Origin of the sequence: Gilliamella sp. B14448G11 (genome assembly GCF_016101765.1) — a bacterium.
Taxonomy (GTDB): Bacteria; Pseudomonadota; Gammaproteobacteria; order Enterobacterales; family Orbaceae; genus Gilliamella; species Gilliamella apicola_N.
This window is the reverse complement of the sequence record NZ_JACFPX010000022.1, coordinates 12,211-33,901: the sequence shown is the minus strand read 5'-3', so window position 1 is coordinate 33,901 and position 21,691 is coordinate 12,211. Positions and strand designations below refer to the sequence as shown.

Sequence of the window (21,691 nt, the reverse complement as noted above, 5' to 3'; positions counted from 1 at the left end):
ACTTATTATAAGTGGTTATTAATCTCAACTCTACAAATCAAATCTATTCGGTACTATTTTCAGAAAAATATTGAAAAATATTAAATTTAACTACCCATGTAACCACACTTAAATCATTATTTAAGCCAAACTCACTTAACCTTATAAATATGACGATTTATTCTATTTTTAATGATGTTTACTTAAACAGTATTTTTTATTGATTAGATTGAATTAGATAATTTTATTAAGCTTTACTTCGATACAAGACATCTAAAATATATCGTAACTCTTTCACATCTAGTTGACCTGGCGCGGATGCATTTTTAGCTGCTCCAAATGTCATTGAAGATCCAAAGGTTATTCCAGACACGCGACTGATTGCGCCAAGACCTGCCATCGACATAGTAATAATAGGTTTTTCAGCGTAGTTTTCGTTCATTTCGGTTGTTGCAGCAAGTAATGTTAAAACATCATCCGTTGTTTTTGGCATGACTGCAATTTTGGGAATGTCTGCACCTAAATCTTGCATTTTTCGTAACCGGTAGATGATATCGCTTTTAGGAGGTGTTTTGTCAAAATCGTGATTGGATGCTACTACAAAAACATTGTGCTTATGGGCAACATGAATCATCTCTTTTACATAATCATCACCAATAAACACTTCAACATCAATAAGATCGATTAAACCACTATGCACCATTTGTTTATTTAACTCGATATATGAGGTTAATGGCCAAGGTTTCACGCCACCTTCGTTTGCGGTTCTGAAAGTAAATAAGATCGGCTTGTTAGGTAAAAGTTCTCGAATTTGTTTTGCTGTTTGTTTTACAGCATTGATATCGTCAACTTGAATAAAGTGATCAACACGCCACTCTAAAACATCAAAATCGATTGATTGTAAAAACTTTATTTCGTCAAGTAGTTCTGCTTCGGTTTTACCGACAACAGGAACGATAATTTTAGGTGCGCCTGAACCTATTTCAAGTCCTTTAATATTAATGGTTTTCATTTTATATCCTGTTAGTAAAAAATCATATTAATTCAAACTAGTTAAATAAATTTTATCACCAATTATGGTGGTGGTATTTAAGTCTAAAAAACAAGTTTAATTATCTATTAATCATTAAATCCCATTTTTTCTTTTACATATTCAATCGGAGCTTCTTCGCCAGTCCAAATTTTAATTTGTGCAGCACCTTGCCATAGCATCATGCCAATACCATTTAGTATCTTACAACCTTGTTGCTCTGCTATTTCAAGTAATTTTGTTTTTCTAGGACTATAAATACAATCAGTTACCACAAGATCAGCTCTTAGCATCGTTGGATCGGTTATTAAACTTTGGCCTTCTAATGGTTTCATACCTACGCCAGTAGCATTACAAAGTACGACACTTTCGGCAATTTCTTTACGTAATTGCTCTTTATCATCAAGATCCGTTACATAAACTTTACATTGAGTGTTTTGGTTTAATTTTTTTGCTACTGCTTCGATTTTTTGATAACACTCATCTTTTTGGTTAAATATGGCAATCTCTTTTATACCATCTAATGCCGCTTGTACAACAATCGCGGTTGCCGCACCGCCCGCTCCCATAATTGTCATTTTTTTACCAATAACATCAACACCAGCCTCTTTGAGCATACGCATATAGCCTATACCATCGGTGTTGTAACCTGTTAGCACGCCATTGTCATTTGAAATTGTGTTACAAGCGCCGCTCATTTCGACCGCTGGGGTTAATTTATCTAAATATTGGCAAACCAATTGCTTATTTGGCATCGAAACGGCACTTCCACGCAGTCCTAATGCTCGTAAACCTTTTATTGCGTCGGGTAATTTTTCTTGATCCACTTCGAATGCTAAATATACATAAGGTACATTCAATTTAGAATAGATTGTATTTTGCATTTGTGGCGATAAACTGTGGCGGATTGGGTAGGCCATTAATCCGATTAATAAAAAATGACCGTCGATATTATCTCTCATTGAAATTCTCCAAAATAACCTTATTGATACGCAACGTTTTATAAAATAGATATTTTTATACAAATTGTGTAAGTCATGCGCAAAAATTTTCTATATACATTATAGCGCGTTTAATGAGTGATTTTGACAGGGATAGTTCATCATTACAACATTCAATTTAACTAGTTATTTACATAATGGTTTTAATAATGATACAAGATCAATTTTTATAAACCCCATTAATAAATGATAATTACGTGCTTGGTAAAGTCATTCTTTTCTATCTTTTATTTTTTTATGTCATGGTAACGTTGCATATATCATTGATAATGATTTTTTTAGATTTTTAGGTGAGTTTGCGTCATGATGAAAATTAAGTAAATTGGTTATCATGCCTCAATTATGGTGGTATGCTTCTTTCAGTTGTTCATTACTGGTATTAATATTTGGCATATCTTTCTTCTTAATTAAAAATTTAATTCATATAAAATATAAATTCTATGTAATTTTTAAATTAGCCTAACTATGATTTGTCATGATATTTGTATAAATATTTATTGTTTAAATTAAAGTGATATTGTTCACTTAGTAAGTTAAAAAAGGAATTTTCATAAAAATGGGGTCTATATCAAAAAATTAAAAATCAGTAGATTAAAAGGGGTGTTGCGCAAATATCAGACAATCTATTGATTTTCTTTTTAATTAAAATATTTTTAGAAATGTTACAAATTTGTTCAAAAATTAACATTTTTTGCGTTAACGTTATTTACAATCTATATATTACGCTATCAATTGCACTTTCCATATCTATAGCCTAAAATGTTAAACTTTGCTTCTTAACCCAGAATCTTCTTATGAATACAGTGCTTGATTTGTTCTCGTCCATAAATGCAGTTGTGGTCGCGGTAATTTGTATGTTAATTTTGTCTCTTTGCCGTGTTCATGTGGTAATCAGCTTAATTATTGGTGCATTTGTCGGTGGATTATTTAGCCATTTATCTTTGAAAGAAACGATCGATGCCTTTAATACTGGTATTAGTAATGGTGCCAATATTGCGCTTTCTTATGCTATGCTCGGCGCTTTTGCTGTGGCGATCTCAAAATCAGGCTTGCCTGAATTATTAGCAGACAAGGCGATAAAACAGCTTACAACCAGTAGTGCCAAAAAGCGTATTAAATGGTTATTAATTATCATTATTGCACTAGTTAGTATTTCGTCACAAAACATTATTCCTATACATATCGCTTTTATTCCTCTCTTAATTCCGCCACTTTTATATGTAATGTCGCGGTTGCAATTAGATAGAAGAATGATTGCTTGTATTATGACCTTTGGTCTTATTACACCTTATATGTTCTTACCAGTTGGTTTCGGTAATATCTTTTTAAATCAAATATTATTAAAAAATATTATTTCATCGGGTATGGATGTCAGTCATGTTAATGTCATGCATGCAATGGCGATTCCTGCATTGGGCATGTTTGTTGGCTTATTATGGGCTATTTTTGTCAGTTACCGCAAACCAAGAGAATATAAAATCATTCGTGAAGAAACCAATTTAGACGCACTAAACAATGTGAATAAGCGTTCACTTATTGTTTCGTTATTAGCGATTGTTTTATCGTTCACGATTCAACTTTACACAGGATCAATGATTTTAGGCGCATTAGTTGGTTTTATTTGCTTTATTGTATCAGGCTCTATTAAATGGGGTGAAGCAGACGGCGTATTTACCGATGGCATCAAAATGATGGCAATGATTGGTTTTGTGATGATTTCAGCCCAAGGCTTTGCCGAAGTTTTAAAACAGACTCACGAAATTGAACCTTTAGTTATCAATAGTGCTGAGTTGTTTGCGGGCAATAAAGTTATTGCTTCATTTATGATGATGCTCGTTGGACTGGTTATTACTTTAGGTATTGGCTCTTCGTTTTCAACTGTACCAATTATTGCCGCTATTTATGTACCGCTTTGTGTGCAACTTGGTTTTTCTCCTATTGCTACCGTTTGTTTGATCGGTGCATCTGGAGCGATTGGTGATGCGGGTTCTCCACCTTCCGATACCATTTTAGCAACATCAGCAGGTTTAAATAGCGATGGTCAGCATGATCATATCCGTGATAGTGTTATTCCAACATTCACCCACTTTAATATTCCATTATTTATTGCGGGTTGGGTTGGATCATTAATTTTATAATCATTTAGGTAGATGAGTTAAGGTCATTATTAGTTATGAATAAAAAGTTACACTCAAATATTCGAGCTATTTGTGCGCAAGCGATTTTTAATGTACTTGAAGATGGGCAATCGCTAAGTACGGCCTTAACGTTATCGAGCCATAAAATAGCGGAAAAAGATCGCGCATTAGTACAAGAGATCTGTTTTGGTGTGATGCGAGTTTTGCCTGAACTTAACTTTTATATTCATACTTTGATGAGTAAAGTACTTACTGGCAAAAATCGAGTTCTTCACTATTTATTGTTAGTGGGTATTTACCAAATTTTATATACCCGAATACCTGAGCATGCTGCAGTAGGTGAAACGGTTAATGCAGTAAATGATTTAAAAAAGTCAGCGCTCAAAGGGTTAGTAAATGGTGTATTGCGTGAATTTTTACGCCAACAGGCATCATTACAGCAAAAATTTATACAGGATAACAAACAACAGACAAGTCAAACTTTGCACCCAAGTTGGTTACTTAATCGTCTTAAGCAAGCTTATCCACAGCAATGGCAAAATATTATTAATGCAAATAATCAAAAACCACCAATGTGGTTACGGGTTAATCTTAATCACTATTCTGTCAGTGAGTACCAACAATTATTGGCTGAACAGCAAATTGAGTCAGAAGCTTTTGCTGATTTGCCTTGTGCAATCCGGTTATTGTCACCAGTGAATGTAACGAAATTACCTTATTTTGCTGAGGGAGCGGTTACTGTACAGGATCTATCAGCACAGTATGCTGCATATTTACTAGCACCAAAAAATGGTGAGCAAATTTTGGATATGTGTGCCGCTCCAGGTGGTAAAACAACCCATATTTTAGAAATTGCTCCGAAAGCGAATTTATTAGCGGTAGATATTGATGCGAGTCGTGCCAAACGTATTGAAGAAAATCTGGCTCGCTTAAAACAAGTAGCAGAAGTTAAAGTAGGTGATGGGCTTACTCCTGAAAAATGGTGCTCAGGCAGACAGTTTGACCGAATTTTACTTGATTCACCATGCTCGGCAACCGGCGTGATTCGTCGTCATCCTGATATTAAGTGGTTACGTCGTGATAGCGATATTGCGCAATTAACTGAGTTACAACACGCTATTTTAACTAATATTTGGTCATATCTAAAAACAGATGGCACTTTAGTTTATGCCACCTGTTCAATCCTACCCGATGAAAACAAATTACAAATTGAGCGTTTTTTAAAAGAAAACAGCAATGCTCAACTCGTGAGTGACATGAAGCAATTTTTACCAACGGCACAAAGTGGTGATGGATTTTTTTATGCTGTTTTAAAAAAGAGTAGTTAGTGCATTTAAAAATGTCATGCTCTATTAAAAATGATTAACCTATTATCTATCGTTGCTCTACTTACTGTAATTTTTAATCAATTGAGCTAATTGCTTACTGTGCTGTAATGCTTTTGCTTTTATCGTTGCTTTTTCTCCTTCAATAACAGGTGATACACCATATAAAAGTATTGGGGGAAGATATTTCATTTGTGTGTAGAGTGCTGAAACTTTAACGGATTCAAGTAAATTATTTATTAATTCAGAGCTATATTCTTGATAATTTTGCTCTACTTGTCCTACTGTTAAGCTTTGTAATAACTTTTTATCTTTTAATTTATCTCCCTGCGAGCCATAAGCAAATTGGTAGGTTAATACCTCATCAAACCATAATTTAAGTATTGCTGGCATATTAAACCAATACATAGGGTATTGTAGTACGATAAGATCATGTCTAAGTAAAGCGGCTTGTTCTTCTTGTACATTTATTTTGTAATCTGGATAAAGTTGGTGAATATTACGAATTTCTAAATCAGTAATATGTTCTTGCAATGATTCTATGATGGTTTTGTTTGCAATAGATTGTTCAATATTGGGATGACCTAACACGATTAATGTCATGATAATTCCTTTTAAATTTATACTATAAAAATTTGAGTTACTATAATTAGTTTATTCCTTAATGAGGTTATGGCAATATCTATCAAATTAGATAGTTATAAAAAAAATAGTTAGGTAAGTTAAATGGAACAAGACAAACAAAGACTTTCAAAAATTTATAAAAATAAAACGTATTATTGTCCTATCAGTCTAGCGATGGATTTAGTTGGTGGAAAATGGAAAGGTGTAATACTTTACTATTTACTTTCTGGAGAAAAAAGATTTAGCGAACTAAAAATAGTGATCCCTGAAATTACCGATATGACATTAAGTATTCAACTAAAAAAACTTGAAGATGATGGTTTAATTACTCGCACAGTTTTTGGCGATAAGCCCCCGTTAAAAGTATTATATAAATTAACGTCACTTGGTGAACGAATTGGTCCTGCATTAGAACAACTTTGTTTGTGGGGATTAACTGTATAGTGTTAAATGATTATATCAGTATATGTTAAAAGTTTTTTAGAGAATAGATATTTGAATATAAAATTACTTTTTGTAAAAAATATTCAGGAGTCTATGTCATTTCAAATTTTGTGTATATTGATATTTGAATTTAAACGTTAAATGCAAGATAAGCTAAATCCCAATTTGGACAATCTTTTATAGATATGTTAAATTTTGTCATCGTTTTACGTTATAATGATTTTCTAATATGGCTTATACACTCACCTATAATGATTTACCTGAGAATATTCAAAATTGGCAAGGATTACCGCTTTCTTTAAATGGTTGTGAGGTTGTTCCACTTGATTACAATGCAGGTAAAACCGGTTGGATTATTTATGGAAAGAAATTAAATAAAACAATATTATCAACATTCCAAAATAAACTGGCTATGCCAATGGTGATTGTGTCATCTTGGAAAATTAAAACCTATCAAATTGTTCGAATCGCTGGGGTGATGCCTAAAAAAGCTAAATCTATTTCACTTACTTTAGGTATTGATGTTGCACCCATTGATAATTTACCAACGTTGCATTCTCCTGGTTTACTTGTCATGGATATGGATTCAACTGCAATCAGTATTGAATGCATTGATGAATTAGCCAAACTGCATGGGGTTGGGGAGCAAGTTGCTGCCGTTACTGAACAAGCTATGCGCGGAGAGCTAGATTTTTCAACGAGTTTACGTAAAAGAGTTGCAACATTAAAAGGTGCTCATCAAAACATCTTACAAGAAGTGAAAGATAAACTACCACTTACGCCAGGCCTAACTTATTTAGTTCGTGAGTTATACAAAAAAAATTGGCATGTTGCCATTGCCTCTGGGGGCTTTACCTATTTTGCAGATCATCTCAAACAAAAACTAAAATTAGTTGATGTTTATGCAAATCAATTAGAAATTAAAAATGAAAAATTAACCGGCAAAGTAATTGGTGATATTGTTGATGCTAAATACAAAGCAAGAACATTGCAGCAATTAGCGGCCTCGCTTGATATTCCAATCGAGCAAACCGTAGCAATTGGCGATGGGGCAAATGATTTAATGATGATCCGCATTGCAGGTCTTGGGGTGGCTTATCATGGTAAACCCAAAGTTGTTGAAAAGGCGAGAATTAGTATTAATTATGCAGATTTGACTGGTCTATGGTGTATTTTATCCACCAGTTTATTAAGTGAAGGTTAGGAGAATAATTTGGCAAAATCCGTTAAACGTGCTTATGTGTGCAATGATTGTGGCGCAGATTATCCGCGTTGGCAGGGGCAATGTAGTGCGTGTCACGCTTGGAACACGATTAATGAAGTTAGGTTAGCAAGTACTTCATCACGTAATGACAGATTAACAGGTTATGCGGGTGGGGCAGGTCAAGCTAAAATTCAAAAGCTATCAGAAATAAGTTTAGAAGCCTTACCAAGATTTTCAACTGGATTTTCTGAATTCGATCGCGTATTAGGTGGTGGAGTTGTACCGGGTAGTGCCATATTAATTGGTGGTAACCCTGGTGCTGGTAAAAGTACTTTATTGCTACAAACCATGAGTAAACTATCAGCCCAAATGAACACTTTGTATGTAACAGGTGAAGAATCACTGCAACAAGTCGCTATGCGTGCACATCGTTTAGGTTTACCAACCGATAATATTAATATGTTATCTGAAACCAGTATTGAACAAATTTGTCTGCTGGCTGAACAGTCACAACCTAAACTTATGGTCATCGACTCTATTCAAGTGATGCACCTTGCTGATATTCAATCTTCACCAGGTAGTGTTGCGCAAGTGCGAGAAACGGCAGCCTATTTAACACGCTTTGCCAAAACGAAAGGGATTGCCATTATTATGGTTGGACATGTGACTAAAGATGGCTCACTAGCAGGTCCAAAAGTTCTTGAGCACTGTATTGACTGTTCTATTTTATTAGATGGCGATGCCGATTCTCGTTTTAGAACACTACGTAGCCATAAAAACCGTTTTGGTGCAGTAAATGAACTGGGTGTATTTGCCATGACAGAACAAGGTTTAAAAGAGGTCAGTAATCCATCGGCGATATTCTTAAGTCGCGGTGATGAGATGTTGCCTGGCAGTTCTGTTATGGTACTTTGGGAAGGCACGCGCCCACTGTTGGTTGAGATTCAAGCTTTAGTTGATCACTCTATATATGGTAATCCTAGACGTGTTACCGTTGGACTTGACCAAAATAGATTAGCGTTATTATTGGCTGTCTTGCATCGTCATGGTGGGTTACAAATGGCCGATCAAGATATCTTTGTTAATGTTGTCGGGGGTGTAAAAGTTACCGAAACTAGTGCTGATTTAGCCTTGATTGCTGCATTAGTATCAAGTTTTCGTAATCGTCCTTTACCGCAAGATGTCGTGATTTTTGGTGAAATTGGCTTAGGTGGTGAAATTCGCCCAGTACCAAGTGGGCAAGAGAGAATTTCTGAGGCCGCTAAACATGGCTTTAAAAAAGCGATTGTGCCGATTGCCAATATGCCGAAAAAGAAACCTGACAATATGCAGATTTTTGCAGTGAAGAAAGTGTCAGAAGCTTTAGATATTTTGAGTGACTTTTAACGTTACGTTTAATAAAGATTTTTCCGCCGATTCTATTTTCGGCGGAATATTATAAAAGATGTGTTTTGACTTTCTGTTAATAACAAATCTCATAACATGGTTGGTAAGCGGTTCCTCCCGGCAGTTTCATACGATCTTGTTTTACAAAGCTTCTTAATAAATTATCGAGTTGTTTCATAATTTCAGAATCACCTTGTAATTTATATCGCCCATGTTCGGCAATTTGTTTCATTCCAAATTCTTTTACATTGCCAGCAACAATGCCCGAAAACGCTCGGCGTAAATCCGCTGCGAGTAATTCGACAGGTTGATTTCTATGCAGATTTAATGCAGCCATGTTTTCATGCAGTGGTTCAAAAGGACGTTGTAGGGATTCATCAATTTTCAATAGCCAGTTAAAACCATAGGCATCACCCGTTTTTAAGCGCGAAGATTTTACGTGTTTTACACCATCTTTCATTATACGAGCAACTTGTTCAGGTGAGTCGATCACTATTTGATAAAGCTTGGTTGCTTCTTCACCTAATGTATTACGTATAAAATCATCAATGGCAGCAAAATAGCTTTCACACTCTTTAGGACCAGTTAAAATCAGTGGAAGAGTTTGGTTTTTATTGGCTGGGTTCAACATGATACCAAGAATATAAAGTAACTCTTCAGCCGTTCCCGGTCCTCCTGGAAATATAATAATACCGTGCGCCATTCGTACAAAAGCTTCAAGACGTTTTTCAATATCCGGCATAATAATCAGTTCATTGACTAAAGCATTTGGTGGCTCAGCGGCGATAATAGATGGTTCGGTCATACCAATAAATCGACTATCTTTATAACGCTGTTGTGCATGACCAACAGCCGCACCTTTCATTGGTGCTTCCATAATACCTGGACCACATCCCGTACAAATATTGAGTTCACGTAACCCAAGTTGCATACCAACTTGACGAGCATAATAATATTCGTTTTCATTAATTGAATGTCCACCCCAACAAACAATGAGATTCGGTTCCTCACCAACATGGAGTGCATTAGCATTACGTAAAATAGAAAAAACAAGATTGGTGATGTAATAGGAATGTTCTTTTTCAAGTTTGTCATTAGGAACCAAATGTTTTATTGCCATTATTTGGCTATTTAAAAAAAGAATATCACGTAAAACCGCAAATAGATTAGCTTGAATTGAGCGAATGATTCGTTTATCTACAAATGCACTTTCGGGGGCATTAATAAGCTCTAACTTAACCCCACGTTCTTTACTAATAACATTAATTTCAAAAGATTGGAATCTATCTAACAGATCTTTAGTATTATCGGTTTTACTGCCTGCATTGAGTGTTGCTAAAGAACAGTTTCTAAACAACTGATAAAGATCACTATTGGCTGATTTTTTTAAAATATCGACTTCAGCTTGAGCAAGTAAGTCCATTGATCCTAATGGGCTAATATGGGTAATCATTACAACCTCCATTTGACGGTTTTATCGGCAAAAAATCATTATATATTCAAACAGAATAAAGAATAAGTAAAGCTGATAATAGCTTAATTTATAAATAACTTAATTAATACCAAATGAAAAAATACAATTGTTCTTCTTTTATCCAATTTTTTCAATATGATATTTAACAATAACTTAAAGGTAAACGCAGTATAAAATTATTTCAATTTTAGTTATTAAGTAATGATGTTATCAATGAAAACTGATTTTTGATTATTTAAGTGGATGGTCAGTCAGCTAAGAAAGGATTTTTATTATTCTTCATTTAAACAATTGGAATCAGGATCGCCAGTAGCTGATAAGATTTTTTGCAACTTTAGGCTATGTTAATCCTAAAAATTTTGCAATCAAAAAAGAATATGATTTTTTTATTGATAAATTAAATTTTTTATATAAACAATATAAAGCTAACTATAGTGGTTCATTAACAGATGAAGAAGAATTGTATGAAGAGTTTACCGATTATTATAGAAGTCAACAATCGGATAATGATACTGAGGATGATATTTTACTAAAACGATTTTTAAGTGACGAGCCACAAGGTACACAGTGGGTTTATATTTATCGAACAGCAACTGTTATTCCTAGCTACATAACGGTTATTCATACCGAGGATAATAATGACAAAGTCGAATCTTAGGTAAAAAACAAATTGATTTTTATTATGATGATATTAAATAATTGCTCATAGTCAATAAATTAAGACTGTGCTAGACTTAACCAAACTCTGAAGCTATTTTACCTAAGTGATAATGTTACTCATATGGTCAATTAGCCGCGGTATAGCGCAGAAATGGCTATGCTTCCCGATTTGGATAAGGTGTTTAAATTATATATGCAATTAGTTGATAACTATCAACGGCGATTTCAATATTTGCGTTTATCGATTACTGAACTGTGTAATTTTCAGTGTCAGTATTGTTTACCAAATGGTTATCGACCTAATAAAAACCATACGTTTCTTTCGCTTAATGAAATTGATAATGTTGTATCTACGTTCACTGAACTTGGTGTGCATAAAATTCGTTTAACTGGTGGAGAACCCACATTACGACGCGATTTTATTGATATTTTGTCAATTATTTCCTCTTATTCTCGTATTAAAGAGCTGGCAATTACCACCAACGGATCGCGTTTATTAAAAAATATTGCACATTGGCAACAAGCTGGACTGAATGCGATTAACATCAGTATTGATAGTCTATCTCCACATTTATTCAAATTAATTACCGGCCAAGATAAACTCAAAGAGCTAATGCAATGTGTTGAAAAATCATTGGAAGTTGGTATAAAAAAGGTCAAAATTAATACCGTTCTGATGAAAAATATGAATGATAATCTTGATGATTATTTGTTATGGATTAAACATCGCCCTGTAGAATTACGGTTTATTGAGTTGATGGAAATAGGCGATAGTGATGATGTGTTTAAACGATATCATACCACAGGTAGTATAATTGAATCACAGCTCATTGCTCAAGGTTGGCAGTTACAGCCCAAAATGCCATTGTCAGGACCTGCCAAAGTATATGTACATAATGATTACCAAGGTAAAATTGGGTTAATTATGCCGTATTCCAAAGATTTTTGTAAAAGTTGTAATCGATTGCGAGTTTCATCGGTTGGTAAATTACACTATTGTCTGTTTGGTGATGCAGCCGTTGATTTACGTGATTTGTTGGTAAGTCCCGAGCAAAAAACACAATTAAAAACCAGAATTTTTGCTTCATTAATGATCAAACCAGAAAAGCATTTGCTACATGATCATCAGGTTGGCATCACGCCAAATTTATCCTATATCGGTGGTTAATTGGGTATTTTGTTTAGGGACATTTGTGATCTGCCAATGTTGTATTGCCCAATCTAAAAGTTGTTGTTGGGTTGCATCTTGCCAATCTTTTGGCACTTTTTGCCCTAAAAATTGCAAAGCTTGAACTGTTAACGCTTTAAGGTTGTTTAAATCGATAGGGCGGGCATGATTTTGTTTTGAAAGCTTATTACCATTCTTATCTAAAGCTAATGGTAAATGGCAGTACGTCGGTACACTAAAACCAAATAGCTGATAAAGTGAAATTTGTTTGGTTGTGACGGGTAAAAGATCCGCACCCCGTACTATTTCTGTAATGCCTTGCTCATGATCATCAAGTACTACCACTAGATTATAAGCAAATAAACCATCTTTGCGATGAATAATAAAATCTTCTAAGGCATCTGCTAGTTGGGCAGTTTGTTCGCCTCGGATTTTGTCAGTAAAAGTTAAAACTGGATGCTTTTGTTTTATACGAATAGCCAATTGATCTTTATCTTTAACTGACAATCGTCGATTACGGCAAAAACCGTCATAAATTTTATTTGCTAAATTGTGAATTCGTTGCCTTGTGCAATTACAATAATATGCTTGTTGTTTATTGAGTAGCGATTGCAGGACAGCTTGATAACGCTCATTACAGTTTGATTGATATAAAATCTCATCATCCCAATATAAATGAAGAGCTTCAAGCGTTTTTAGAATGAGAGATGATGCCCCTTTAACTTCTCTAGGTGGGTCGATATCTTCAATACGAACAAGCCACTTACCAAAACAGGATTTGGCCTGTAAGTAGCTACCCAAAGCCGTCACCAACGAACCAAAATGTAATGGTCCCGAAGGTGAGGGGGCAAAACGACCAATATATTGCATGGACGTATTAAGTAAACAAGTTGATTAAATGGAATTATATACCCATTTGTTTTTCACGAAGTTCAGCTAATGTTTTACAATCGATGCATAAATCAGCCGTTGGGCGTGCTTCTAAACGGCGAATACCAATTTCAACGCCACAAGATTCACAAAAACCAAAATCATCTATTTCGATTTTCTTCAATGTTTTTTCAATTTTCTTAATGAGTCGACGTTCTCTATCGCGAGCACGTAACTCAAGACTGAACTCCTCTTCTTGAGTTGCTCGGTCAGCTGGATCTGGAAAATTTGCAGCCTCATCTTGCATGTGAGAAACAGTTTTACCCATTTCACCTTGTAATTGTGAAAGCCATGCTTCTAAGATAAGTTTAAAATGTTTCAATTGGTTAGGATTCATATACTCCTCACCTTTTGCCTCTTTATAAGGCTCAAGTCCTGCAATTGAAAGCAGGCTAAGCGAAGAGGTATTTACTTTTTGTTCCTTTTTCAAAACAATCCCCTTATGTACAGATTATTTGCAGGCGGTAAACTATAGCAATAATTTAGCCTTTGGCAAATTTTTTTTAATTATTTTTTGCGTTAAATAGGGGTAAAATAAAACAACTCCATGTTATTAAACAAGATAATTAATTATTCCACTTTATTAAACCATTGAGGGGGCATTTAACCACTAACTCGTGCAGTTTATCGTTATCAGGTAAAATTAAATCCGGTGCGATATCAAACAGTGGATAAAGAACAAATTCTCTATTTTTCATATGGTAATGAGGAATGGTTAATCGATCACTATCCATTATTAAATCATCATACAATAAAATATCCAAATCTAAGGTTCTTGCTCCCCAGCGGTTGTCTTTACGAACGCGCCCTTGCGATTTCTCGATTGCTTGCAGTTCGTCAAGTAAAGCGATTGGTGGCAAATTTGTGGACAGTTTAATAACCGCATTGAGATAGTCATTTTGGTCTTTAGGACCTAATGGTTTGCTACGGTAAAATGGTGAAACAGCTAAAATATGAGTATCTGGTAATTGTTTTAATGCGGTAATAGCCTGATTGGCTTGTGCAAATGGATCATCCAAATTGCTACCTAAAGCGATATAACAAATTGACATAATGGATTTAATTTTTGTGGTGTTAGATGTAATGTTATGCTCATATTTTAACATATAAATTAAAAGTAAAAAAAGAGATATCCAAAGTCTAAAAGTTATGACTAAAAGTTATTAAAATATAACCATATAGTCTTTAACTTATTACTTTTTATACGTTATGGTAATTAAGATCAGTTTCTTATAAAACGATATATTTTTTGAGATGGAAAATGAATTTAGGTCAGCAATTGAGTTTTTTAATAGCAAATACCCCCATCATTAATGATCCTAAGACGATTGAATGTGCAGTCAATGGTGTGATTGATTATTTTGCGAGTAGTTTACAAGCTCGTCATGAAGCCGATGTCCATCGATTGCTCAATTGGATTGACAACGAAGGGGGTAACGCTAAAGCTTGGTTAGTGGGACAAAAAAAATTAGTGACAGCTCGGCAAGCGGCACTATTTAATGGTTTTCAAGCACATTGCTTAGATTATGATGATGTCCATTCTGATGTGCGTGGACATCCATCCGCCGTTATTTTATCAGCACTATTTGCCAGTGTTCAATTAGATAAAGTTCAATTTCATATTGATGGTAAGCGTTTTTTAACCGCTTATATTATTGGTATTGAAGTTATGGCGCGATTGGGCAAAAGCGTTAATCCTAAACATTATGAGAAGGGATGGCATACAACCCTTACCTTAGGCGGTATTGCTGCCACAGCCGCCATTTGTTACCTTTATAATGAACCTTTTTTGTCGCAAGCTTTGACATTGGCGGCGACTCAGGCATCTGGTCTGCGTTTGGTTATGGGTACCCCTATTAAGTTTTTACATGCAGGATTAGCCGCTCAGCATGCGATACAATCGGTTGAATGGTTACGCGTTGGAATAACTGCTGAGAGAGACTTTTTAGATGATAAATTAGGATTTTTAGCTGTTTTTGGACAGGGTAATAATTTCGATTTAAGTAAGTGGGGAGTTGTTTGGAAAATTGTTGAGCCTGGACTATGGTTTAAAACTTACTGTTTTTGTTCTGCTGCTGCGTATATTGCTGATGCAGGAAAGCTACTTTATCAACATCAACAATTGAATGTTCACCATATTAGCCGTATTACCCTATTTTTTTCGCCAGCAAACAGCGATGCCGCATTAATCTATAATAATCCTTTATTGGCCGAGCAGGGGCGGTTTTCAGCCGAATATATTTTAGCGTTAACTCTATTAGGTATTCCTCTTAATTTTGAGCAATTCAGTCCAAATCCTATTCCAGAACAGATTCAAGCACTGATGCAAAAAATGCAGCGTAGTTATCAAATTAATCTTGCGCCCCATGCTGACGCCTATAACAGTCGTTATGTTGTGATAGAAATTGAGTTAGATACAGGGAAAAAAATTAGACAACGTATTGATGTACCCAAAGGATCGCCTAAAAATCCTTACAACCAAACAGAGATGTTATTAAAACTAACGGATGCAATTAAAGAACAACAAAAAGCGATGAATTTATTAACTGATATTAAAGAATTAGCCTCAGGTTTAACCGTTAATCAATTTCTAGCACGACATTATTTAACATTGTAAAATGATACATGCTAAATGAGTTCAATGGGTTTACTTGTGCTAACTAAATTTCAAAATCTATTTCATCAGTAATTTGGCGTAAAAAGCGTTGTGTCAGTTCATGTTGTGGATTATCGATAATTGATTTTGCTGGCCCTTCTTCAACAATGACGCCATTTGCCATAAAGATGATACGATCGGCAACGTATTTAGCAAACTCCATTTCGTGCGTGACAATGATCATCGTAATATGCTCTTTAGCTAGCTGTAACATCACTTGCAGCACTTCATGGACTCGTTCGGGATCGAGTGCTGATGTCGGTTCATCAAATAATAGTACTTTAGGTCTAACTGCCAGTGCTCTAGCTATGGCGACACGTTGTTGCTGACCACCTGATAAGGTGATTGGATATTGATTTGCGTACGGCAACATACCAACGCGCTCCAGTAAAGATAGCCCTTGCTGTTTGGCTTTGTCTTTACCTATTTTTTGTCCAACTATTAGTGGGTAGGTAATATTTTCTAATGCAGTTTTATTTTTAAATAAATTATAGTGTTGAAAAACCATTGCTGATTGTTTACGTAAATTTATTTCGTCTTTACAGCGATATTGTTCACTATTTAAGGTAACCGATCCTATTTTGATTGTCCCTGTATTTGGTTTTTCCAGTAAATTTAAACAACGCAACAAGGTTGATTTACCTGAACCCGATGGACCGATAATGGCTACCACTTCGCCTTGTTTAATATTTAAATTAATGTCCTTTAACACTTCATTATCAGCAAAGCGTTTAGACAAATGTGAAATAGAAATCATCACCTTTCTCCTTAACGGTGATAGGGTTTACTGAGCTTGTTCTCAAGCTTCTTTTGTATCCAAGAATAGATAACAACAGTAAACCAATAAACAATACCGACAGCCAAATAAGTTTCAAAATAGAGGAACGAATTGGCCGTTAACATTTTCCCTGCTGCTAATAATTCTTGCACGCCAACAAAAAAAGCCACTGATGAATCTTTAAGCAATGAAATAAACATATTGCCTGTATTGGGAAGGGCATTAACCACTGCTTGTGGCAGAATAATGCCACGATAAACTTGAAAAGTACTAAGACCTGAGGTTAAGCCTGCTTCTTTTTGCCCGTGATCGACCGATGCTAAACCAGCACGAAAGATTTCAGCTAAATAAGCCGAATATTTTAAACTAAAGCAAATAATCGCCGCTGTCGTTGCGCCCATCTGCTTCAATATCGGGAAAATTTGCGGTAATCCATAGTAAATAATAAACAATAACACAACGGAAGGAATACCACGAAATAATGAAATAAATAGCGCGAACATAGCATCAATCACGATAATCTTATGATTACGTAATAATGCAATAGCTAACCCAAAAACAATAGCAAATAGGATCGAAACGATAGCAATAAAGAGTGTGACTGGCAGATAAGGTAAAATCTGCGGGAACACACTAAAAAAATAAGTTACATTAAAATTCATGAGGTAATATCTTCACCAAAATATTTAATTGCAATGTTTTTCAATGTGCCATTGGTGCGAAGTTTTTCTAAAGCCTGATTGAACTTTTCACGCAGTGCTTGGCCTTTTTCATCTTTACTAAATGGGAACGCTACTTGTTCAATAGTAATAGGATCACCGACCAATTTAAACGGTAAGCTTTTGCGTTTAATTTCGGCAAGTAAGATAGGTTTTGAATTGATATAACCATCAACACGTTGATACTCAGTATCATACATAGCACCATCTCGTGTTTCATAGGTTTTGATTGTAATATCATTATTTGGAAAAGCGTTTTTTAAATTATTAATATGATTTGAACCAAGCACACCAGCAATGATCTTACCCTTAAAATCAGAAAGTTGGGTGATGTTTTCATTGTCTTTATGTGTAACAATTTGACTGCCATAAAAGCTGTAAGTATTGGAAAAATCATATTTGGCTTCACGTGCAGGGGTAATTGCAACTGCATTGGCAATGGTATCTAAACGTCCTGAATCAAATTGCCCCATTAAACCGCCAAATTCAGCAATCACCCACTCAACTTTATAACCGAGCTCTTTGGCGATAGCTTCAGTTATCTCAACATCAAATCCTACTAATTTATCGTTTTGTTTATAACCATTAGGATAACTTTGCCCTGTGGAACCTACTTTTAGAATATTTTGCTCGGTTGCTTGATTACTGGATTGGTTATCACAACCGACCAATGCTAAACCGGTTAATATTGCAGCAGATAATAATGTTATTATTTTATTCATTGTCTATGGCTCCTATTTTTCCATTCGGTATAGCTTTTTTGATTAAAAATTTTTTCAAAATAAACAGTAGTATGGTCTTCGGTTAAATCTGCTTGTCCAATTGGACTAAAACCTTTTTTGATATACATTTGTGCCAACCAAGGGTGATTTTGTGCTGTACCTAAAGTGACGGCTGGTAGTTTTAATTGATTAATCAGGATCTGTTGTTCTACCCAATCCCACAACTGATTGCCATAACCTTGTCCTTTATATTTGGGATCGGTTGCAAACCAACCTAAATGCGGTAATCCATAAGGTCCTGGATTATTTCCCCATGGAAAACGAATGCTTAAGGTGGAAACAAATTTACTTTCTTTTTCAAATAGATAAACTGCATTGGATTGTATGTGATGATTAATTTGCTCATCATTTACTGTGGCAGCGGCAAAATGAATTCCCAAATTCGTTGTCATTTGATAAGCATTGTGTAATAAAGCCTGATACGCAGGAATATCGGACTTTGTAATTAAGCGAAAGCTCATGCTAGTACTCCACTTTGCTCAGCATAATTGATCACTTGCTGCACTTTTTCTGGTGCTGAGCCAAGATAGTTGATTGGTTCAAGCCAGCTATCAAGTTCTGCTACAGAAAACTCTTTATTCAATAATGGATCATCTAACAGTACATCTTTAAAATCTCTGTTTTGTTCAAAAGCTTGCATAGCACAGTTATACACCAGATGATGAGCAGTTTGTTTGCCTAAACGCTTACCAATTTCAAACATGACTTTTTCAGATAGCAACAGCCCATTTTGCATTACTAAATTTGCTAACATGCGATCACTATTGACTTTCAAACCTCTAAGAATAGTGAGTGCGGTCTGTAATTGAGCAGAGATGTATAAATTAATTTCGGGTAAGGCAATCCATTCTGCCCGCCAACTCATGGCATCGCGTTCATGTTCAACTTTCATCGATTCGTGGATTAACGCAACACTTTTTAATAGGGGGGCAGTTAAGCTTGCCAAACCTTCTAAAGCTGCTGGATTACGTTTGTGAGGCATAGTCGTTGAACCGATTTTTCCTTCCGAAAACGGCTCTTCGACTTCATTAATTTCAGTGCGCATTAAGTTATAAAACTCGTTGCCAATTTTGCCTAGTGTGCCACTAATTAAGGCGATGACAGAGCTATATTCCGAAAAACGGTCGCGAGCTGATTGCCAACCGATATTTGGGGTATTAAGGCCAAGGTTCGATAATGCACGTGCTTCAATCATAGGACCAAAATGCCCCATTGATGCATAAGTGCAAACAGCACCACTAATATTTCCAACTAAAACACGCTGTTTTATTTCAGTTAAACGTTGTAAATGGCGTACAAACTCATCTAACCAAACCGCTAATTTAAAACCAAATGTAGTCGGTAGGGCTTGCATACCGTGAGTGCGCCCAACCATAGGCAGATATTGATATTGTTTTGCTAATCGTTTAAGTTCAATAGCAATAAGTTTGGTATCACGTTCAACAATAGCGAAAGATTGTTTTAATTGTAAAACCGTTGCCGTATCAACAATGTCTTGAGTGGTTGCGCCGTAATGGATAAATTGTCCAGCTTCGCCCACCTGTTTTTGTAGTGCATTAATCGTCGACATTAACGAGTGTTTCGCTTTCGCGGCTTCGTCAGCAATTTGTTGTAAAGATAATTTCGATGCATCTGCTTTTTTTACAATTTCATCAGCTACATCCGTTGGGATCACACCTAATTCACCTTCGGCTTTTGCCAAGGCGACTTCCACATCGACTTGCTTTTCTAAACGATTTTGTTCTGACCAAATGGCTCGCATTTCACTGGTGCTAAAGTTATTCCCTAAAATTAAAAAATCTAAAACATGTGATGCCACAACAGCCCTCAATTATTTTCTATATTTCATTGTTCAATTATTAATAATTAATGGATTAGCGTCTAATAATCAGTTTGTATATTGATATAACTAAAAGGAATAAAAATAGGAAATTAAAATAGAGAATTAAAGAAATAGAGGATTATCCAACATCAGTTAAAAATGAAATTATTTTTATTTAATGGGATATTGTGATTTGAGTGGATTAGGATTTTTATTGTTACTCGCAATAACTAAGGAAATTTAATCATTCCCTTAGTTTTATTCGATATTTTGAATTATTATTCAATTTGTTAATGAGTTTTATAATACTTCAACAATTGATTCACAGAGTCTGGACATATTATCAATAGTCATTCCTGCAATATTGATTCGTCCTGAATTAACAATGTAGATGCCATAATCACTGCGTAACTTTAGAACTTGCTCTTCACTTAAGCCACTAAATGAGAACATCCCATTTTGTTTAGCAATAAAGCTAAAGTCTTGATTTGCACCTTTATCTTGTAACGTTTTAACAAATAATTGTCGCATACGATGAATGCGTTGACGCATGTTGGTTAATTCATCAATCCACTCTTCTTTTAACTCTTCATTATTTAGAATATAAGAGACAATTTTAGCTCCATGAGCTGGAGGATTAGAATAATTCGCGCGAATAATGGTTTTAACTTGACTAAAAGCACGATCGGCTATTTCGGCATTTGCAGCAATTAATGTAAATGCGCCCACACGCTCGTTATATAACCCAAAGTTTTTTGAATAGGAGCTTGCAATAAGCAATTCAGGTTGATGATTTGCAAATAATCTTAATCCATAAACGTCCTCTTCAATACCTTGCCCAAAGCCTTGATAAGCTAAATCAAACAGAGGCAACCAACCATTTTTTAACGCTAAATCAGAAATAGCTTGCCATTGTTCTGGTGTTGGATCGATACCTGTTGGGTTATGACAGCAACCATGGAATAGTACTGCTTCGCCAGCTGCGACTTGACTTAAACTGCTCATCATAGCATCAAAATCAAGACTATGTGTCTGCGGGTTATAATAGTTGTAGTCTCGTACTTCAAGACCAGCGGTTTGAAATACACTACGGTGATTAGGCCAAGATGGATTACTTATCCAAATACGTTTGACTTTGGTTCGGCGAGATAAGAAATCAGCCATTATGCGCAGTGCGCCTGTTCCTCCTGGTGCTTGGGCTGTTCTTGCGCGTTCATTTTTATTACCAAAAAGCAACGTTTGTGTCGCTTCATTAAATGTACTGGAACCATCAATCGGTAAATAACTTTTAGTGGTTTCGTCGGTTAATAAAAATTGTTCCGCCTTTTTTACACTTTCTAAAATAGGTGTTTTGGTGGTTTCATCCTTGTAAACACCAACACTTAAATTAATCTTATTGGTGCGTTCATCTTTATTATAAAGATCTGCTAGCCCTAAAATGGGATCGGCTGGCGCTGCTGTTAAATATTCAAACATAATTCACCTATCTAATCTAATGACTTTTAACGCATTATATACACATTATTTTATAAGTTACAATTTAGAAAATATTTACTTTTATGGATCGACCT

The 21,691-nt window shown here is 35.2% G+C and carries 21 protein-coding genes and 1 riboswitch; of the genes, 8 read left to right on the top strand and 13 right to left on the bottom strand.

Translation table 11 applies throughout. The features are described from left to right. Positions 1–226: 226 nt before the first annotated feature. Positions 227–991 (bottom strand): type I 3-dehydroquinate dehydratase, encoded by a 765-nt coding sequence (aroD, locus tag H3S88_RS11950; protein WP_198229014.1) that lies wholly within the window; start codon positions 989–991, stop codon positions 227–229. Positions 992–1,098: 107 nt separating this feature from the next. Further along, complete coding sequence (locus H3S88_RS11945) at positions 1,099–1,971, bottom strand: shikimate dehydrogenase (protein ID WP_198229013.1); 873 nt, start codon at positions 1,969–1,971, stop codon at positions 1,099–1,101. Between the two features lie 833 nt (positions 1,972–2,804). Between H3S88_RS11945 and H3S88_RS11940 the strand changes: the two genes are divergently transcribed. Together H3S88_RS11940 and rsmB are read left to right on the top strand one after the other, a co-directional pair. Then, positions 2,805–4,148, top strand: a complete 1,344-nt coding sequence (locus H3S88_RS11940) for a Na+/H+ antiporter family protein (protein WP_081300929.1) — start codon at positions 2,805–2,807, stop codon at positions 4,146–4,148. Positions 4,149–4,183: 35 nt separating this feature from the next. Then, positions 4,184–5,476: a 16S rRNA (cytosine(967)-C(5))-methyltransferase RsmB gene (gene rsmB, locus H3S88_RS11935; RefSeq protein ID WP_198229012.1), complete on the top strand. Its 1,293-nt coding sequence runs from the start codon at positions 4,184–4,186 to the stop codon at positions 5,474–5,476. A 57-nt stretch (positions 5,477–5,533) separates the two neighbouring features. On the opposite strand, the gene H3S88_RS11930 is transcribed toward rsmB, so the two are convergent. Further along, on the bottom strand, positions 5,534–6,076 hold the full coding sequence (locus H3S88_RS11930) for an NAD(P)H-dependent oxidoreductase (RefSeq protein ID WP_198229011.1): 543 nt from the start codon (positions 6,074–6,076) through the stop codon (positions 5,534–5,536). 123 nt (positions 6,077–6,199) lie between these two features. Between H3S88_RS11930 and H3S88_RS11925 the strand changes: the two genes are divergently transcribed. The 3 genes from H3S88_RS11925 to radA all read left to right on the top strand — a co-directional run bounded on the left by H3S88_RS11925 (position 6,200) and on the right by radA (position 9,131). Further along, complete coding sequence (locus H3S88_RS11925) at positions 6,200–6,541, top strand: helix-turn-helix domain-containing protein (protein ID WP_065737926.1); 342 nt, start codon at positions 6,200–6,202, stop codon at positions 6,539–6,541. Positions 6,542–6,770: 229 nt separating this feature from the next. After that, the gene (serB, locus tag H3S88_RS11920) at positions 6,771–7,745 is read left to right on the top strand and encodes a phosphoserine phosphatase (RefSeq protein ID WP_198229010.1); all 975 of its coding nucleotides are present in this window, start codon (positions 6,771–6,773) and stop codon (positions 7,743–7,745) included. A gap of 9 nt (positions 7,746–7,754) precedes the next feature. Continuing rightward, positions 7,755–9,131 carry a DNA repair protein RadA gene (gene radA / locus H3S88_RS11915; protein WP_198229009.1) on the top strand — a complete coding sequence of 459 codons (1,377 nt, stop codon included), beginning with the start codon at positions 7,755–7,757 and terminating at the stop codon, positions 9,129–9,131. Between the two features lie 76 nt (positions 9,132–9,207). Here radA and ppnN read toward each other — a convergent pair whose 3' ends face one another. Continuing rightward, entirely contained in the window at positions 9,208–10,584 is a 1,377-nt protein-coding gene (gene ppnN, locus H3S88_RS11910; RefSeq protein ID WP_198229008.1) for a nucleotide 5'-monophosphate nucleosidase PpnN, read from the bottom strand. Positions 10,585–11,065: 481 nt separating this feature from the next. Here ppnN and H3S88_RS11905 point away from each other — a divergent pair, with 481 nt between their 5' ends. Both H3S88_RS11905 and moaA read left to right on the top strand, forming a co-directional pair. Then, positions 11,066–11,263, top strand: a complete 198-nt coding sequence (locus H3S88_RS11905; protein ID WP_198229007.1) for a hypothetical protein — start codon at positions 11,066–11,068, stop codon at positions 11,261–11,263. Positions 11,264–11,336: 73 nt separating this feature from the next. Beyond that, positions 11,337–11,462, top strand: a riboswitch (molybdenum cofactor riboswitch). Then, a complete protein-coding gene (moaA, locus tag H3S88_RS11900) occupies positions 11,459–12,433 on the top strand; it encodes a GTP 3',8-cyclase MoaA (RefSeq protein WP_370528612.1) in 975 nt (324 codons plus the stop codon). Its footprint overlaps the riboswitch before it by 4 nt. Here the strand turns inward: moaA and gluQRS are convergent. The 3 genes from gluQRS to folK form a co-directional block, all read right to left on the bottom strand. Next, the gene (gene gluQRS, locus H3S88_RS11895) at positions 12,413–13,303 is read right to left on the bottom strand and encodes a tRNA glutamyl-Q(34) synthetase GluQRS (protein WP_198229005.1); all 891 of its coding nucleotides are present in this window, start codon (positions 13,301–13,303) and stop codon (positions 12,413–12,415) included. The genes moaA and gluQRS overlap by 21 nt on opposite strands. Positions 13,304–13,337: 34 nt before the next feature. Continuing rightward, positions 13,338–13,793 carry an RNA polymerase-binding protein DksA gene (dksA, locus tag H3S88_RS11890; RefSeq protein ID WP_065604032.1) on the bottom strand — a complete coding sequence of 152 codons (456 nt, stop codon included), beginning with the start codon at positions 13,791–13,793 and terminating at the stop codon, positions 13,338–13,340. A gap of 136 nt (positions 13,794–13,929) precedes the next feature. Next, positions 13,930–14,415 (bottom strand): 2-amino-4-hydroxy-6-hydroxymethyldihydropteridine diphosphokinase, encoded by a 486-nt coding sequence (gene folK, locus H3S88_RS11885; protein WP_144092905.1) that lies wholly within the window; start codon positions 14,413–14,415, stop codon positions 13,930–13,932. A gap of 209 nt (positions 14,416–14,624) precedes the next feature. On the opposite strand from folK, the gene H3S88_RS11880 reads away from it, so the two are divergent. Next, a complete protein-coding gene (locus H3S88_RS11880) occupies positions 14,625–15,980 on the top strand; it encodes an MmgE/PrpD family protein (RefSeq protein ID WP_198229004.1) in 1,356 nt (451 codons plus the stop codon). A 43-nt stretch (positions 15,981–16,023) separates the two neighbouring features. On the opposite strand, the gene H3S88_RS11875 is transcribed toward H3S88_RS11880, so the two are convergent. The 6 genes from H3S88_RS11875 to H3S88_RS11850 all read right to left on the bottom strand — a co-directional run bounded on the left by H3S88_RS11875 (position 16,024) and on the right by H3S88_RS11850 (position 21,596). Continuing rightward, positions 16,024–16,776: an amino acid ABC transporter ATP-binding protein gene (locus tag H3S88_RS11875; RefSeq protein ID WP_198229003.1), complete on the bottom strand. Its 753-nt coding sequence runs from the start codon at positions 16,774–16,776 to the stop codon at positions 16,024–16,026. An 11-nt stretch (positions 16,777–16,787) separates the two neighbouring features. Beyond that, positions 16,788–17,459: an amino acid ABC transporter permease gene (locus tag H3S88_RS11870; RefSeq protein WP_065737911.1), complete on the bottom strand. Its 672-nt coding sequence runs from the start codon at positions 17,457–17,459 to the stop codon at positions 16,788–16,790. Further along, entirely contained in the window at positions 17,456–18,238 is a 783-nt protein-coding gene (locus H3S88_RS11865) for an amino acid ABC transporter substrate-binding protein (RefSeq protein WP_198229002.1), read from the bottom strand. The genes H3S88_RS11870 and H3S88_RS11865 overlap by 4 nt, the downstream gene beginning before the upstream one ends. After that, positions 18,235–18,759: a GNAT family N-acetyltransferase gene (locus tag H3S88_RS11860; RefSeq protein ID WP_198229001.1), complete on the bottom strand. Its 525-nt coding sequence runs from the start codon at positions 18,757–18,759 to the stop codon at positions 18,235–18,237. The genes H3S88_RS11865 and H3S88_RS11860 overlap by 4 nt, the downstream gene beginning before the upstream one ends. Then, a complete protein-coding gene (gene purB, locus H3S88_RS11855) occupies positions 18,756–20,117 on the bottom strand; it encodes an adenylosuccinate lyase (RefSeq protein WP_198229000.1) in 1,362 nt (453 codons plus the stop codon). Before purB ends, H3S88_RS11860 begins: the two co-directional genes overlap by 4 nt. A 303-nt stretch (positions 20,118–20,420) precedes the next feature. After that, on the bottom strand, positions 20,421–21,596 hold the full coding sequence (locus H3S88_RS11850; RefSeq protein ID WP_198228999.1) for an amino acid aminotransferase: 1,176 nt from the start codon (positions 21,594–21,596) through the stop codon (positions 20,421–20,423). Positions 21,597–21,691 lie beyond the last annotated feature (95 nt).

What these genes read in the sequence shown, in the direction of transcription:
- folK (WP_144092905.1), bottom strand. Translation starts at nt 14,415, where the DNA reads ATGTCAATTTGTTATATCGCTTTAGGTAGCAATTTGGATGATCCATTT.
- H3S88_RS11880 (WP_198229004.1), top strand. Translation starts at nt 14,625, where the DNA reads ATGAATTTAGGTCAGCAATTGAGTTTTTTAATAGCAAATACCCCCATC.
- H3S88_RS11870 (WP_065737911.1), bottom strand. Translation starts at nt 17,459, where the DNA reads ATGAATTTTAATGTAACTTATTTTTTTAGTGTGTTCCCGCAGATTTTA.
- H3S88_RS11860 (WP_198229001.1), bottom strand. Translation starts at nt 18,759, where the DNA reads ATGAGCTTTCGCTTAATTACAAAGTCCGATATTCCTGCGTATCAGGCT.
- moaA (WP_370528612.1), top strand. Translation starts at nt 11,459, where the DNA reads ATGCAATTAGTTGATAACTATCAACGGCGATTTCAATATTTGCGTTTA.
- H3S88_RS11925 (WP_065737926.1), top strand. Translation starts at nt 6,200, where the DNA reads ATGGAACAAGACAAACAAAGACTTTCAAAAATTTATAAAAATAAAACG.
- H3S88_RS11875 (WP_198229003.1), bottom strand. Translation starts at nt 16,776, where the DNA reads ATGATTTCTATTTCACATTTGTCTAAACGCTTTGCTGATAATGAAGTG.
- aroD (WP_198229014.1), bottom strand. Translation starts at nt 991, where the DNA reads ATGAAAACCATTAATATTAAAGGACTTGAAATAGGTTCAGGCGCACCT.
- H3S88_RS11850 (WP_198228999.1), bottom strand. Translation starts at nt 21,596, where the DNA reads ATGTTTGAATATTTAACAGCAGCGCCAGCCGATCCCATTTTAGGGCTA.
- ppnN (WP_198229008.1), bottom strand. Translation starts at nt 10,584, where the DNA reads ATGATTACCCATATTAGCCCATTAGGATCAATGGACTTACTTGCTCAA.
- serB (WP_198229010.1), top strand. Translation starts at nt 6,771, where the DNA reads ATGGCTTATACACTCACCTATAATGATTTACCTGAGAATATTCAAAAT.
- H3S88_RS11930 (WP_198229011.1), bottom strand. Translation starts at nt 6,076, where the DNA reads ATGACATTAATCGTGTTAGGTCATCCCAATATTGAACAATCTATTGCA.
- gluQRS (WP_198229005.1), bottom strand. Translation starts at nt 13,303, where the DNA reads ATGCAATATATTGGTCGTTTTGCCCCCTCACCTTCGGGACCATTACAT.
- H3S88_RS11940 (WP_081300929.1), top strand. Translation starts at nt 2,805, where the DNA reads ATGAATACAGTGCTTGATTTGTTCTCGTCCATAAATGCAGTTGTGGTC.
- H3S88_RS11865 (WP_198229002.1), bottom strand. Translation starts at nt 18,238, where the DNA reads ATGAATAAAATAATAACATTATTATCTGCTGCAATATTAACCGGTTTA.
- rsmB (WP_198229012.1), top strand. Translation starts at nt 4,184, where the DNA reads ATGAATAAAAAGTTACACTCAAATATTCGAGCTATTTGTGCGCAAGCG.
- H3S88_RS11945 (WP_198229013.1), bottom strand. Translation starts at nt 1,971, where the DNA reads ATGAGAGATAATATCGACGGTCATTTTTTATTAATCGGATTAATGGCC.